The sequence below is a fragment of the Mesorhizobium sp. 1M-11 genome (assembly GCF_001303895.1).
GTDB lineage: Bacteria > Pseudomonadota > Alphaproteobacteria > Rhizobiales > Rhizobiaceae > Mesorhizobium.
Genome location: NZ_LJSD01000029.1, coordinates 1 through 12,840 on the forward strand (window position 1 = coordinate 1; position 12,840 = coordinate 12,840).

Sequence of the window (12,840 nt, forward strand, 5' to 3'; positions counted from 1 at the left end):
CTGCCGAGCCCTTCGATGCCGAGTTCGACGACATCGCCTGATTTGAGATAGCGCGGCGGCTTCATGCCCATGCCGACGCCGGGCGGCGTGCCGGTGGAGATGATGTCGCCCGGCTGCAGGCTCATGAACTGCGACAGATACGAAACCAGGAAGGCGACGCCGTAGACCATCGTCCTGGTCGAACCGTTCTGCATCGTCTCGCCGTTCACGGTAAGCCACATCTTGAGATCCTGCGGATCCTTGACCTCGTCCTTGGTCACCAGCCACGGGCCGATGGGCCCGAAGGTGTCGCAGCTCTTGCCCTTGGTCCATTGGCCGGAGCGCTCGGTCTGGAACGCACGCTCCGAGACATCGTGGGCGACGCAGTAGCCGGCCACATAATCCAGCGCTTCGGCTTCCGAGACATATTTCGCGGTCTTGCCGATGACGACGCCGAGTTCGACCTCCCAGTCGGTCTTCTGCGAGCCGCGCGGGATCAGGACATCGTCATCCGGGCCGACGATGGCGGATGTCGCCTTCATGAAGACCACCGGTTCCGGCGGCACCTGCAGGCCGGATTCGGCGGCGTGATCGGCATAGTTGAGGCCGATGCAGATGAATTTGCCGGTACCGGCCACGCAGGCACCGAAACGCGGCTTGTCGGTGACCGCCGGCAGCGACTTCGGATCGAGCCTGGCAAGGGTCGCGAGCGACGCCGGGTCCAGTGCCTTGCCGCCGATGTCGGCAACATGGCTGCTCAAATCACGAATAACGCCGTCCGCATCGACGAGGCCAGGCTTCTCGGCGCCGGCGGCGCCATAGCGAACAAGTTTCATGCAGTCCTCCAGTTCATTCCAACAGTTAAAGCGACCAGCCGCCGTCGATGGCGTAGGCTTGTCCGGTGGTGTAGGTGGCGCCAGCCAGATGGACGGCAAGCGCCGCGATCTCTTCGGGTGTTCCGAGCCGTCCCGTGGGTTGACGCGCAAGAAAGGCTGCACGGGCAGTTTCATAGTTGCCCTGCGCACGCATCCGGCCTTCCAGGGACGGGCTCTCGACTGTGCCGGGGCAGATGGCGTTGCAGCGGATGCCCTTGGTGATGAAGTCCGCCGCAACCGACTTAGTCAGTCCGATCACGGCCGCCTTGGTCAACCCATAGGCGAAGCGGTTAGGCACCCCCTTGATGCTGGAGGCTACCGACGACATGTTGATGATCGCACCGTCACCGCGCTCCAGCATGCCCGGCAGCACGGCCTGGATGGTGCGCACCATGGCTTTGACGTTGAGGTCGAAGGCAAAATCGAGATCGCCGTCCTTCATTTCCAGCACCGATCCGGAATGAACGAAGCCGGCACAGTTGAAGAGCACGTCGACGGTGCCGATCTCGGCAAAAGCCTGCTTGACCGCCGCATCGTCAAGCACGTCCAGCTTGCGGACTTTGATGCCTTTGGTCTTGGCCAATTCCGAGAGCAACGGCTCATTGATATCGGTGGCCACGACGCTCGCGCCAGCCTCCGCAAATGCCAGTGCGCTTGCCCGCCCGATGCCTTGCGCCGCCGCAGTGACCACCACGGACTTGCCGTCGAGTGAACCCATCGTTTCGTCTTCCTCCTCCGTGCCGGCGCCTTCCACGCCCGCTGCCTCTGCGCTGGTATCCGGCAGCGGACACCCCGATCCGCAAGAGAACACAGCGGCGAGCTCCGCTGTTCAGTCCGCATCCTTCGCCCTGAGATCGCGCACGGGTCGTGCCGCCGATGGAAACCGTCTCCGGTTGACCGCACCTTAGGGAAAGGCAGTTGCCTTGACCACTGCGTCTCGCCGCCCGTGCGGCAAAAAAGCTTCCCCGAGGCGATCGTGCTGACTGATCTCGCATGCATCTTGAGGATTTACCGGCAACTCACTTCGCTTCTGCCTGTGATGATCCTAAACCTCGCCAATCTCCCTCGCGAAAACGTGATCCCTACCGACGGCGGTCGGCCAGCATACTGGCGACAGGGGCTCTTCGTACCGCTGGAGGAAGGTGTGGCTCGCGCAGTGATCTTTTTTCTGTCGTTCTTTTGCCTGCCGCTGACGGCTCTTGCGCAAGGATGCCTGGCCATAGCCGAGGCTCTGCCAAATGTCGTCTATGCCAGCATTGTGACCGCGCAGACCGGGACAACGGACGGCGATGTCACCATTACCTATGCCGGCCACTCAACCTACCTCATCGAGAGCTCGGCTGGCGTGCGCATCGCCACCGACTACAGCGGCATTTATGGCAATGATCTGCTGCCCGACGTGGTGACCATGAACAAGGCTCATCGCACCCATTTCACCGATACGCCTCCCCCCGGCATCGCTCATGTCCTGCGCGGCTGGAATCCTTTAGGCGGCCCGGCCAGCCATGCCTTGACCATCGATGACGTCTACATTCGCAACGTGCCGACCGATATCCGCAGCTGGGGCGGTGAACTCGAGCGCGACGGCAATTCGATCTTCATCTTCGAGACGGCCGGGCTGTCCATCGGCCATCTCGGCCACCTGCACACGCGTCTGAACGATGCCCAATATGGTGCAGTGGGTCGCCTCGATGTGGTGATGGTTCCAATCGACGGTGGTCTGACGCTGTCTCTGCCGGTTCTCAGCGAGATCATCACGAGACTGCGCTCTTCCATCGTCCTGCCGATGCACCGACATTCCACGCCGATCGACGAATTCACGAACAGGCTACGGGATAAATTCGCAGTCGAGGTCAGGGACGGTCCTTCGCTCGAACTGTCCCAGAAAACTCTACCCAGTCAGCCGACCATCATCGTGCTGGACGGAGTTTGACGATTTTGAGCGGCCGGTCGAAATCTGTCGTGCTCAAATAAAAAAGCGGAGCATTTGCTCCGCTTTTCGATTTGATATGCCTTCGGAACTACGCCGGCAGGATCGCGCCTTCCAGCGTGGTGAGCTGGTGCAGGAACTGCTCTGCCTTCGTGCGGGATGCATCGTCCTTCGCATCGGCGATATCCTCGCGCGCCTCCTGGATGCGGCGGGCGATCTCGGCGCGGTCGATGTCCTCGACGGCGACCGCGGATTCCGCCAACAGCGTGCAGCCCGAAGGCAGGATGTCGGCGAAACCGCCGAACACCACGAAGCGCTGGGTGTTACCGGAAGCCGGCTTCACCGTAACGACACCCGGTTTGATGGTGGTCATCACCGGAGCATGCTCCGCCATGACAGTCATCTCGCCTTCCGCGCCCGGAATGACGACGGACTCGACCTCTTCCGAGACAAGCAGGCGCTCGGGCGAGACCAGTTCGAATTTGAAAGCTTTAGCCATGTCGTCTCACAAACGCTCGGAACGAAGCGCGCGGACGACGTCGTCCGCGCGATTGCTTTTCTGCGATCAAGCCGCTTCCGCTGCCAGACGCTGGGCCTTCTCGACCGCCTCGTCGATGTTGCCGACCATGTAGAAGGCCGCTTCCGGCAGATGATCGTAGTCGCCGTCGCAAAGGCCCTTGAAGCCCTTGATGGTGTCGGCGAGGTCGACCAGCTTGCCCGGCGCACCGGTGAACACTTCCGCGACGAAGAACGGCTGCGACAGGAAGCGCTCGATCTTGCGTGCGCGGGCCACCGTCTGCTTGTCCTCTTCCGACAGTTCGTCCATGCCCAGGATGGCGATGATGTCCTGCAGCGACTTGTAGCGCTGGAGGATCGACTGCACCTGGCGGGCGACCTGGTAGTGTTCGTCACCAACGATCAGCGGATCGAGCATGCGCGAGGTCGAGTCCAGCGGATCGACCGCCGGATAGATGCCCTTTTCCGAGATGGCGCGGTTCAACACCGTCGTCGCATCCAAGTGCGCGAAGGAGGTGGCCGGCGCCGGGTCAGTCAAGTCGTCAGCAGGCACGTAGATGGCCTGCACCGAAGTGATCGAACCCTTGGTCGTGGTGGTGATGCGTTCCTGCAGCGCGCCCATGTCGGTGGCGAGCGTCGGCTGATAACCCACGGCCGAAGGAATGCGGCCGAGCAGCGCCGACACTTCCGAACCCGCCTGGGTGAAGCGGAAGATGTTGTCAACGAAGAACAGCACGTCCTGGCCCTGGTCGCGGAAATATTCGGCAACTGTCAGACCGGTCAGAGCGACGCGGGCGCGGGCTCCCGGCGGCTCATTCATCTGGCCGTACACCAGCGCAGCCTTCGAACCTTCACCGCCGCCCTTCTTGTTGACGCCGGACTCGATGAACTCGTGATAGAGGTCGTTGCCCTCGCGGGTGCGCTCGCCAACACCGGCGAACACCGAGTAACCGCCGTGCGCCTTGGCGACGTTATTGATCAGTTCCTGGATGAGAACGGTCTTGCCGACGCCGGCGCCACCGAACAGGCCGATCTTGCCGCCGCGGGCGTAAGGTGCGAGCAGGTCGAGAACCTTGATGCCGGTGACGAGGATCTGCGCTTCCGTCGACTGATCGACATAGGCCGGGGCCGGCTGGTGGATGGCGCGGATTTCGGCACCCTTGACAGGGCCGGCTTCGTCAACCGGCTCGCCGATGACGTTGATGATACGGCCGAGCATGCCAGGGCCGACCGGGACCGAGATCGGAGCGCCGGTGTCGAAGACCGACTGGCCGCGCACCAGACCCTCGGTGGAGTCCATGGCGATGCAGCGCACAGTGTTTTCGCCGAGATGCTGGGCGACTTCGAGAACCAGGCGGTTGCCGACGTTCTCGGTTTCCAGCGCGTTCAGGATCGCCGGCAGGTGATTGTCGAACTGCACGTCGACAACGGCGCCGATGACCTGGCGGACCTTGCCGGCTGCGCCTGTGGCCTTGACCGCAGCGGTCTTGGCTGGAGCCTTCGCTGCTACAGCCGCCTTGGCTGGAGCTGCCTTGGCTGGGGCCGCGGCCTTAGCCGGAGCCGCTGCCTTGGCGGGAGCAGCCGCCTTCTTTGCCGGAGCGGCCTTCGCCGCCGCCGGCGCCTTGGAAGCAGCCGCGGCCTTGGCCGGTGCTTCCTTCTTCGGGGTCGCTGCTTTCGCCATCGTGTTTACCCTTTTTCGTCCGTTTGGTTACCGCGTGCTCCGTGCGAAGGCCGCCTGCCTTCGCGGTTCACGCTTAGAGCGCCTCGGCGCCCGAAATGATTTCGATCAGTTCCTTGGTGATCTGCGCCTGGCGCTGGCGGTTGTAGGTGATCGACAGTCTGTTGATCATATCGCCGGCATTGCGCGTCGCACTGTCCATCGCGCTCATCTTGGCACCCATCTCGCCAGCTGCGTTTTCAAGCAGCGCGCGGAAGATCTGCACCGCGATGTTGCGCGGGATGAGGTCGGAGAGGATTTCGCCCGGCTCCGGCTCGTATTCGTAGACGGCGGCGCCATTGGCGGCTTCGCCCGATGCTTCGACAGCCGCGGCAGGAATGATCTGCTGCGCGGTCGGGATCTGGCTGATCACCGATTTGAAATTCGAATAGAACAGCGTGCAGACGTCGAACTGGCCGTCGTTGAACAGGCCGATCACCTTCTTGGCGATCGCGTCTGCGTTGACGAAGCTCAGCGTACGCACTTCGCGCAGGTCGACGCGGTCGAGGATCAGCGAGGCATAGTCGCGACGCAGGATGTCGTAACCCTTCTTGCCGACGCAGATGATCTTCACCTGCTTACCGGCAGAGAGGAGCTTGCGGATGTGGTCGCGGGCCAGACGTGCGATCTGCGAGTTGAAACCGCCGCACAGGCCGCGTTCGGCCGTGCAGACGACGAGCAGGTGCACATCATCCTTGCCGGTGCCGGTCATCAGCGCCGGAGCGTCTCCGCCGCCACCGACCGCCTGGGTGATGTTGGCCAGCACCGCGCCCATCCGTTCGGAATAGGGACGCGCCGCTTCCGCAGCCTCCTGGGCACGACGCAGCTTCGCCGCGGCGACCATCTGCATCGCCTTGGTGATCTTCTGCGTCGCCTTGACCGAGGCGATGCGGTTACGAAGGTCTTTTAGTGAAGGCATGCTTCAAACCCGGTCCCGTCTTCCGCCGCTTACGCGAAGGTCTTGGCGAAGTTGTCGATCTCGGCCTTGAGCTTGCCGCGCAGATCGTCGGACAGCGCCTTCTCCTTGCGGATCGCATCGAGAACCGCCTTACCGGCGTTGCGCATATGCGAGAGCAGACCCTGCTCGAACTTGCCGACCTGGTTCAGCGCCAGCTTGTCGAGGTAGCCGTTCACGCCGGCGAAGATCACCGCGACCTGCTCTTCGGTCTTGAGCGGCGAGAACTGCGGCTGCTTCAGGAGCTCGGTCAGGCGCGAACCACGGTTCAGCAGGCGCTGCGTAGCAGCGTCGAGGTCCGAGCCGAACTGCGCGAATGCCGCCATTTCGCGGTACTGCGCGAGCTCACCCTTGATCGAACCGGCGACCTGTTTCATCGCCTTGACCTGTGCCGACGAACCGACGCGCGACACCGACAGACCGACGTTCACGGCCGGGCGGATACCCTGGAAGAACAGGTTGGTTTCCAGGAAGATCTGGCCGTCGGTGATCGAGATCACGTTGGTCGGAATGTAGGCAGACACGTCGTTTGCCTGCGTCTCGATGACCGGCAGCGCGGTCAGCGAACCGTTGCCGTTGTCGTCGTTGAGCTTCGCAGCGCGCTCGAGCAGACGGGAGTGCAGGTAGAACACGTCGCCCGGATAGGCTTCACGGCCCGGCGGGCGGCGCAGCAACAGCGACATCTGACGGTAGGCGACAGCCTGCTTGGACAGATCGTCATAAGAGATCAGCGCATGCTTGCCATTGTCGCGGAAGTATTCGCCCATGGTGCAGCCGGTGAACGGCGCCAGGAACTGCATCGGCGCCGGGTCCGAAGCGGTGGCGGCGATGATGATGGAGTAGTCGAGCGCACCGCGCTCTTCCAGAACCTTCACGAACTGCGCGACGGTCGAACGCTTCTGGCCGACGGCGACGTAGACGCAGAAAAGCTTTTCCGAATCCGGGCCGGTTTCATGCACCGACTTCTGGTTCAGCATGGTGTCCAGGATGATGGCGGTCTTGCCGGTCTGACGGTCGCCGATGACCAGCTCGCGCTGGCCGCGACCAACCGGGATCAGGGCGTCGATAGCCTTGAGGCCGGTCGACATCGGCTCGTGCACCGACTTGCGGGGAATGATGCCGGGGGCCTTCACGTCGACGCGGCGACGCTCGGTGGCCTTGATCGGGCCCTTGCCGTCGATCGGGTTGCCGAGGGCGTCAACGACGCGGCCAAGCAGGCCCGGACCGACCGGAACGTCGACGATGGCGCCGGTGCGCTTGACGGTGTCGCCTTCCTTGATGTCGCGGTCGGCACCGAAGATAACGACGCCGACATTGTCGGCTTCGAGGTTCAGCGCCATGCCGCGGATGCCGCCGGGGAACTCGACCATCTCACCGGCCTGGACATTGTCGAGACCGTAGACGCGGGCGATACCGTCACCCACCGACAGAACCTGACCGACTTCGGAGACTTCAGCCTCCTTGCCGAAATTCTTGATCTGGTCTTTCAGAATTGCGGAAATTTCCGCGGCGCGGATGTCCATCAGCCGACCTCTTTCAGTGCAAGCTTGAGCGAATTGAGTTTGGTTTTGAGCGACGTGTCGATCTGGCGCGAGCCCATCTTCACGATCATGCCGCCGAGCAGCGAAGGATCAACCGTGACGGTGATCGCAACGTCCTTGCCGGCGACGGCCTTCAGAGCGGTCTTCAGTTCGGCTTCCTGGCCCGACGTCAGCGTATGTGCCGACGTCACCTCGGCGGCAGTCTCGCCGCGATGCTCGGCGGCGATACGGCGGAAAGCCTTGATCATGCCGGGCACGGCGAACAGGCGTCGATTGCCGGCCACGACGCGCAGGAAGTTCCTGGCGAGCCCGCCGATCTTGGCCTTGTCGACGATGGCGGAAATGGCGCGAACCTGATCCTCGGTGGTGAACACCGGGCTTTCGATCAGGCGCTTCAGATCGGCGCTGCCGGCGAGCAGAGTTTCGAAGCTGTTGAGGTCGGCTTCGACCTTGGCGACGGATTTCGCCTCGAGCGCCAGCTCGAAAAGCGATGACGCATAGCGCTCTGCGACAGCGGAGATTGGCGAGGACGTTTGGGCCACGGACCGTCTTTTCTCTTGTCTGAGAGGCCGCAGATCCTTGGCGCGAGCAAAAACTCTGGCTAAATCTTTGACCTTACTGCATTTTTTCAAGCCAAGGGACGCGGCTTCCGCTGTCCCCCGGTCGAAAGTCGGTTGCCGTCTAGCACAGGCTTTTCAGGACCGCAATGCGTCCACGGGCACGCTTTCAAGGCACTTTTGTCGCATCCGGCGGCCGAGTTCAATGCTTGGCGGCGGATTCAATGCGATTCAGGCCAAAAAGCCGAAGGCGAAGGCAAGCGGCAATGCAGCCAGCACGAGCTCCACCACAACCGCCCCCCAATTGTAGGGCGTGTTGGCGCCATCGGACATCATGGCAAGGATTCGGCCGAAGGCGGTGAAAAGCCAGGAGAAGCCGAGCGCCATATAGAGCAGCGGCTGTGCCAGCAGAATCGCGCAGAGCCCGACACCGAGATAGAAACCAGCCATGCGGGCTCGCCCCTCGGCAATCGCCTCCGGCTTTTCCGGCTTGGGTTGCAGGCGCAACAGCTTGAAGCAGAGACCCGGCGCGAAAAACAGCGCCAGCCCGAGCAGCAGCGTAATCGCCGCACTCGACCACGCAAGCCACTCGCCCTGGGTGGTCGGCCAAGGAAATGAAAATTCCATTTTCTGCGATCCCCTCGAAACGTGACCGCATTGAAGATCATCGTTTCGGGAAGTCAAGCGCGCGCCCACGCGCCATGGACACACCGTGCCCTCCTGCTTGACTTATTATCAGTACACTGATATCAGAGCACTGATAATAAGAAGGTGGTCGATATGAGTCGAAGGATTCTTCTTGCAGGTGCCACGGGAGCGGTTGGGCGACGCCTCGTACCGATTCTCGTGGAAGCAGGTCATCCGGTGTGGGGGACAACCCGCTCGGCGGCAAAAGCAGCAGAGCTGGAAGCGGCAGGTGCCAATGCCGTGGTCGTCGATGTGTTCGATGCCGAAGCATTGTCGACAGCCGCGCGCGAAATCAGGCCGGAGGTCGTCATCCACCAGTTGACAGATCTGCCGAAGGACCTCGATCCCGCACTGATGGGCGAAGCGATCGCGCGCAACGCACGCATCCGTAACGAAGGCACCCGCAATCTGATCGAGGCGGCAAAGCGGGCCGGCGCCACGCGACTGATCGCGCAGAGCATCGCCTGGGCCTATGCCCCTGGCCCGCTGCCACATGACGAACAGGACCCGCTGGATTCCACCGCAGAAGGCGCCCGCGCCATCAGCGTCAACGGGGTCATTGCACTCGAACGCCAGGTTCTCGAGACGCCGATGGACGCCGTCATCCTGCGCTACGGACAGTTCTATGGTCCGGGTACTGGATTTAACGCAGCGAAACTCGGCGCTTCCGTGCATGTCGATGCGGCCGCCTACGCTGCTTTGCTTGCCGTCGATCGCGGCGCCGGCATCTACAACATCGCGGAGCCGAACGACCAAGTCTCGACCGGAAGAGCCATCGCCGACCTTGGTTGGAACGCCGATTTCAGGAGATCCACGACATGAGCAGTCAAGTCTTCAACGACCAAACTCCACCCGGCCTGTCGAAGTGGCGGTCCGTCATCGCATTGGCGGCCGTTGTGGCGGCAGGCGCAATCTTCGCGGGGCTCTACATGGCGAGGGTGGACCCTCGGCCAGCCACCATGCACATGGCGGAGGGCAGCAAACCTGCTGCTGCTTCAGGCCGGCCTGTTACCGAAATCAAGCCTATTTCCTGCACACCCTTGCCCGACATTCCCGGCAAGGCCGTAACCACGGCAATCGTGAACTTTCCGCCTGACGCCTATACGCCGCGCCATCGCCACCCTGGCAATGTCACCGCCTTTGTGTTGAAGGGCACGTTGAAATCCCAGCTCGCCGGCGAGCCGCCGATGACCTACACCAAAGGCCAAAGCTGGTTCGAACCGACAGGCGCAATCCATCTGTTTGCAGAAAACGCCAGCAAGACCGAGCCGGCATCGTTGCTTGCCATGTTCGTTGCCGACGAGAATTGCGGCCCGTTGACGGTGTTTTTGCCGGACGAACACGATGGCCACGCCAATTGACAGGAGACGCGCCATAACCAGACCGGATCCCAAACAGCCGATACCGCGTGCCGGCGAAGGCAAGCGTGGCGAGGATGGCTATTTCGGGTATCTGCTGCGCCAGGCGGCAGGCGCCTATCGCTATCGCATGGAAGCGACACTTGCCGATCTCGGCATCACCCAGCCGCAATTCGCGGTGATGGCGATGCTGAGTGCCTATCCGGGCCTTTCCAACGCCGACCTGGCGCGCGCTGCGTTGCTGACGCCGCAGACGCTCAGCGTCATCGTGACCAATCTGGAGAAGGCCGGCACGATCGTGAAACGCCGACATGCCACCAACGAGCGCATTCGCCAGCTGGAGCTAAGCGAAAAGGGCAAGGCGCTTTATGCAGAGGCACGCGGACGCGTCCGCGTGCTCGAAGCCGACCTCGCCGCGGGATATTCCGAGGCCGAGCACAAGATCGTCCGCCGCTGGCTGGCTGGCATCACGACCGGCGCTCCGGAAGGCTAACCGGCCGCAGTTTGGCCGTTTCGTTCAAGATTGCGGGGCGATGCAAGGCGCATGGTGTGACAGGTTCACACGATGATGAGGTCTGCCATGTACTCCGTCATTCAACAGCTCGGCTTCCTCCTGCTCGGCGGTGTCTTTGTCTGGGCAGGGCTGGAACATTTTCTGCGCTTCCGCACCATCACCGCACAGCTCGGTGAACAAGGCTTCCCGGCGCCCATTCCGCTGCTTGCCGCCGGCTCCCTGCTTGAGGTCGCAGCCGGCCTGTGCGTGGTCCTCGGCTTTTACAGACCCTATGCCGCGGCTGCCTTGGTCGGCTTCACGATTGCCGCGAGCGCGCTGGCGCTCAATTTCTGGCGCTACTCCGGCCAGCAAAGACAGGGCCTGCGTTCCGCCTTCATCATCAACTTTGCCGTTATCGGCGGCCTCATCCTGGCGATGACCATGGCACAGTAGCGCGAAATCTCGAAACTGATTTTCAGCAGGCCGATACGCGGTCCGAAACGACCCGCATCTGATATACCAGTTGATATATCATCATAAAACCAATGGTTTTAGTGCACACCAGCGATATCCATCTCGATGATATCCGCGAGCACATCCAACCCTTCGCCCGTACCGGCAATACGCAACTGCAATGAGCCGGCATCGCCAAGCCAGGCGATTTGCTCGGTGAAGACCATGCGTGTTCGGGCCGCCACGGCAAAAAGCTCGACGGTCGCCAGCGAGGCTGAGAGCCGTTCACCGGCAAAGCCCATGTCGAAGGCATAGATGATACGCCGTGCCGGCACGATATCGAGATAGCGGGCAAAAAAGGTCTGCTCATGCCCTTCATCGGTGCGCCAGCGCTTGGCCTCGACGCCGCCGACGCGAAAATCGAACTGCTCCTCCAGCACCGTCCAGTCGGGATGACAGGAGGTCCAGCGCTCCTTCAGCGCCGGCTCCGAAAAGAAGCGAAAAGCGTGTTTCGGACTGGCGGCCAGTTCGCGCTCGACGACAAAGGTTTTGTGTTCGACGGTCATGACTATTCCTCTTCGGGCATATCGGCGACCGCCTGGGCGAGGCGATCGAACGCCGCGTCGAGCGCAGTCTCCCGTGCGCTCACCCAATCGTTCACCGGCGAAAATGCATCGCGCCGCATGGCGTAGGTGCGGGTGCGGCCGGCCTTGCGCGAAACCACGATGCCGCCTTCTTCCAGCACCCTCAGATGTTTCACCGCCGATGGCAGGCGCATATTGGCCGGACGCGCCAGTTCTTTCACCGTTGCCGGGCCGCGCGCCAGCTGTTCGATCATGCCGCGCCGGCCGGGATCGGCCAGCGCCAGGAAGATGCGGTCGAGAGGTTGGGCTTGCTGCATGGATGAAACCTCAGACAAAAGCTGCGCCGCTTGCGAACCGCTCCGGCATGGCTTCGCGATAGGGGAACATTGAGAAGAATGGCCGCGCTTCTTCAAGTGTTCTCTTGACCGCTGGCCGAGCCAGCAGGCGTTCGAGAAAGGCGCGGAGATTGTTCTGATCGGCACCGAACGGATGCACGATCGAGGAAAAGAAAAGGCAGGGCGCCGCGGCGCAGTCGGCGATGGTGAAGTCGTCGCCAATAGCCCACTCCCTGCCCGCCAGCTGACCGTCGATCATGGCATAGGCCGTATCCAGCGTTTTGCGGGCCTGGGAGACGCCGATCGGATCGTTGCCACCCTCCGGCCGCAGCCGGTCGGTAACGATCTTCTGCATCGGTTCGCTGATATAGAGATCGAAAAAGCGCTCCCACAAACGAGCATCAAGCCGGGCTTCCGGTTCCTGCGGCAGCATCGGCCGCTGGCCAGGATAGTGGCGCTGCACATATTCGATGATGATGCTGGTTTCCGGCACCACACGGTTGCGGGCCGCATCGTGCAGAACCGGAATCTTGCCCACCGGCCATCGCGCCAGATGGTCCGTCGCCGAACCGGGATCCATGAGGTCGACGGTTTCGGCGCGAAAATCCACGCCGTTCTCATAGAAGGCGATCAGCACCTTGTGACAGAAGGCGGCGAGTGGGTGCAGGTAGAGAGTCAGCGACATCAAGAGCTTTCCGATGGTTTCCGTAAATGGAAACTATTGGCGGCGAGGGCGAATGGCAATCAAAAGTTTCCTCCGAAGGAAACTTTCCCTCGCTCGTCCTGACAACCCTTGCCAGCACTCTGTCGCCATCCTCAAATGCGACCCAAACTTTGAAGTGCCCAAACTCTGAAGTGCC

Annotated in this window: 16 protein-coding genes; 5 read left to right on the plus strand and 11 right to left on the minus strand. The window is 62.1% G+C overall.

What is annotated here, in order from left to right; all coding sequences use genetic code 11:
- Positions 1-815 (minus strand): fumarylacetoacetate hydrolase family protein (locus AO692_RS11840; RefSeq protein ID WP_054310261.1); only part of this gene is annotated, 815 nt, incomplete at its 3' end.
- A 25-nt stretch (positions 816-840) separates the two neighbouring features.
- Positions 841-1,572 carry an SDR family oxidoreductase gene (locus tag AO692_RS11845; RefSeq protein ID WP_054310488.1) on the minus strand — a complete coding sequence of 244 codons (732 nt, stop codon included), beginning with the start codon at positions 1,570-1,572 and terminating at the stop codon, positions 841-843.
- 426 nt (positions 1,573-1,998) lie between these two features.
- Here AO692_RS11845 and AO692_RS11850 point away from each other — a divergent pair, with 426 nt between their 5' ends.
- Complete coding sequence (locus AO692_RS11850; RefSeq protein WP_054310489.1) at positions 1,999-2,787, plus strand: MBL fold metallo-hydrolase; 789 nt, start codon at positions 1,999-2,001, stop codon at positions 2,785-2,787.
- An 88-nt stretch (positions 2,788-2,875) separates the two neighbouring features.
- On the opposite strand, the gene AO692_RS11855 is transcribed toward AO692_RS11850, so the two are convergent.
- The 6 genes from AO692_RS11855 to AO692_RS11880 all read right to left on the minus strand — a co-directional run bounded on the left by AO692_RS11855 (position 2,876) and on the right by AO692_RS11880 (position 8,697).
- The gene (locus AO692_RS11855) at positions 2,876-3,283 is read right to left on the minus strand and encodes a F0F1 ATP synthase subunit epsilon (RefSeq protein WP_054310262.1); all 408 of its coding nucleotides are present in this window, start codon (positions 3,281-3,283) and stop codon (positions 2,876-2,878) included.
- Between the two features lie 66 nt (positions 3,284-3,349).
- Entirely contained in the window at positions 3,350-4,981 is a 1,632-nt protein-coding gene (gene atpD / locus AO692_RS11860; protein WP_054310263.1) for a F0F1 ATP synthase subunit beta, read from the minus strand.
- A gap of 73 nt (positions 4,982-5,054) precedes the next feature.
- A complete protein-coding gene (locus AO692_RS11865; protein WP_054310264.1) occupies positions 5,055-5,936 on the minus strand; it encodes a F0F1 ATP synthase subunit gamma in 882 nt (293 codons plus the stop codon).
- A gap of 29 nt (positions 5,937-5,965) precedes the next feature.
- The gene (gene atpA / locus AO692_RS11870; protein WP_054310265.1) at positions 5,966-7,495 is read right to left on the minus strand and encodes a F0F1 ATP synthase subunit alpha; all 1,530 of its coding nucleotides are present in this window, start codon (positions 7,493-7,495) and stop codon (positions 5,966-5,968) included.
- Entirely contained in the window at positions 7,495-8,055 is a 561-nt protein-coding gene (locus AO692_RS11875; RefSeq protein ID WP_054310266.1) for a F0F1 ATP synthase subunit delta, read from the minus strand. The genes atpA and AO692_RS11875 overlap by 1 nt, the downstream gene beginning before the upstream one ends.
- A 246-nt stretch (positions 8,056-8,301) precedes the next feature.
- Positions 8,302-8,697 carry a DUF4345 family protein gene (locus AO692_RS11880; RefSeq protein ID WP_054310267.1) on the minus strand — a complete coding sequence of 132 codons (396 nt, stop codon included), beginning with the start codon at positions 8,695-8,697 and terminating at the stop codon, positions 8,302-8,304.
- Between the two features lie 153 nt (positions 8,698-8,850).
- Between AO692_RS11880 and AO692_RS11885 the strand changes: the two genes are divergently transcribed.
- From AO692_RS11885 to AO692_RS11900, 4 genes are all read left to right on the plus strand, one after another.
- Positions 8,851-9,579, plus strand: coding sequence for an NAD(P)-dependent oxidoreductase (locus AO692_RS11885; protein ID WP_054310268.1), 729 nt, complete (start codon positions 8,851-8,853; stop codon positions 9,577-9,579).
- A complete protein-coding gene (locus tag AO692_RS11890) occupies positions 9,576-10,118 on the plus strand; it encodes a cupin domain-containing protein (RefSeq protein ID WP_054310269.1) in 543 nt (180 codons plus the stop codon). Before AO692_RS11885 ends, AO692_RS11890 begins: the two co-directional genes overlap by 4 nt.
- Positions 10,102-10,608, plus strand: a complete 507-nt coding sequence (locus tag AO692_RS11895) for a MarR family transcriptional regulator (protein WP_054310270.1) — start codon at positions 10,102-10,104, stop codon at positions 10,606-10,608. Before AO692_RS11890 ends, AO692_RS11895 begins: the two co-directional genes overlap by 17 nt.
- 87 nt (positions 10,609-10,695) lie before the next feature.
- Positions 10,696-11,061, plus strand: a complete 366-nt coding sequence (locus tag AO692_RS11900; RefSeq protein WP_054310271.1) for a DoxX family protein — start codon at positions 10,696-10,698, stop codon at positions 11,059-11,061.
- A 98-nt stretch (positions 11,062-11,159) separates the two neighbouring features.
- Here AO692_RS11900 and AO692_RS11905 read toward each other — a convergent pair whose 3' ends face one another.
- From AO692_RS11905 to AO692_RS11915, 3 genes are read right to left on the minus strand one after another with little or no spacing between them, the layout of a single operon-like run.
- A complete protein-coding gene (locus AO692_RS11905; protein ID WP_054310272.1) occupies positions 11,160-11,627 on the minus strand; it encodes an SRPBCC family protein in 468 nt (155 codons plus the stop codon).
- Between the two features lie 2 nt (positions 11,628-11,629).
- A complete protein-coding gene (locus tag AO692_RS11910; protein ID WP_054310273.1) occupies positions 11,630-11,962 on the minus strand; it encodes a metalloregulator ArsR/SmtB family transcription factor in 333 nt (110 codons plus the stop codon).
- Positions 11,963-11,972: 10 nt separating this feature from the next.
- The gene (locus AO692_RS11915; RefSeq protein WP_054310274.1) at positions 11,973-12,665 is read right to left on the minus strand and encodes a glutathione S-transferase family protein; all 693 of its coding nucleotides are present in this window, start codon (positions 12,663-12,665) and stop codon (positions 11,973-11,975) included.
- Positions 12,666-12,840: the final 175 nt, after the last annotated feature.

What these genes read in the sequence shown, in the direction of transcription:
- AO692_RS11845 (WP_054310488.1), bottom strand. Translation starts at nt 1,572, where the DNA reads ATGGGTTCACTCGACGGCAAGTCCGTGGTGGTCACTGCGGCGGCGCAA.
- AO692_RS11855 (WP_054310262.1), bottom strand. Translation starts at nt 3,283, where the DNA reads ATGGCTAAAGCTTTCAAATTCGAACTGGTCTCGCCCGAGCGCCTGCTT.
- atpD (WP_054310263.1), bottom strand. Translation starts at nt 4,981, where the DNA reads ATGGCGAAAGCAGCGACCCCGAAGAAGGAAGCACCGGCCAAGGCCGCG.
- AO692_RS11865 (WP_054310264.1), bottom strand. Translation starts at nt 5,936, where the DNA reads ATGCCTTCACTAAAAGACCTTCGTAACCGCATCGCCTCGGTCAAGGCG.
- atpA (WP_054310265.1), bottom strand. Translation starts at nt 7,495, where the DNA reads ATGGACATCCGCGCCGCGGAAATTTCCGCAATTCTGAAAGACCAGATC.
- AO692_RS11880 (WP_054310267.1), bottom strand. Translation starts at nt 8,697, where the DNA reads ATGGAATTTTCATTTCCTTGGCCGACCACCCAGGGCGAGTGGCTTGCG.
- AO692_RS11885 (WP_054310268.1), top strand. Translation starts at nt 8,851, where the DNA reads ATGAGTCGAAGGATTCTTCTTGCAGGTGCCACGGGAGCGGTTGGGCGA.
- AO692_RS11890 (WP_054310269.1), top strand. Translation starts at nt 9,576, where the DNA reads ATGAGCAGTCAAGTCTTCAACGACCAAACTCCACCCGGCCTGTCGAAG.
- AO692_RS11895 (WP_054310270.1), top strand. Translation starts at nt 10,102, where the DNA reads ATGGCCACGCCAATTGACAGGAGACGCGCCATAACCAGACCGGATCCC.
- AO692_RS11900 (WP_054310271.1), top strand. Translation starts at nt 10,696, where the DNA reads ATGTACTCCGTCATTCAACAGCTCGGCTTCCTCCTGCTCGGCGGTGTC.
- AO692_RS11905 (WP_054310272.1), bottom strand. Translation starts at nt 11,627, where the DNA reads ATGACCGTCGAACACAAAACCTTTGTCGTCGAGCGCGAACTGGCCGCC.
- AO692_RS11910 (WP_054310273.1), bottom strand. Translation starts at nt 11,962, where the DNA reads ATGCAGCAAGCCCAACCTCTCGACCGCATCTTCCTGGCGCTGGCCGAT.
- AO692_RS11915 (WP_054310274.1), bottom strand. Translation starts at nt 12,665, where the DNA reads ATGTCGCTGACTCTCTACCTGCACCCACTCGCCGCCTTCTGTCACAAG.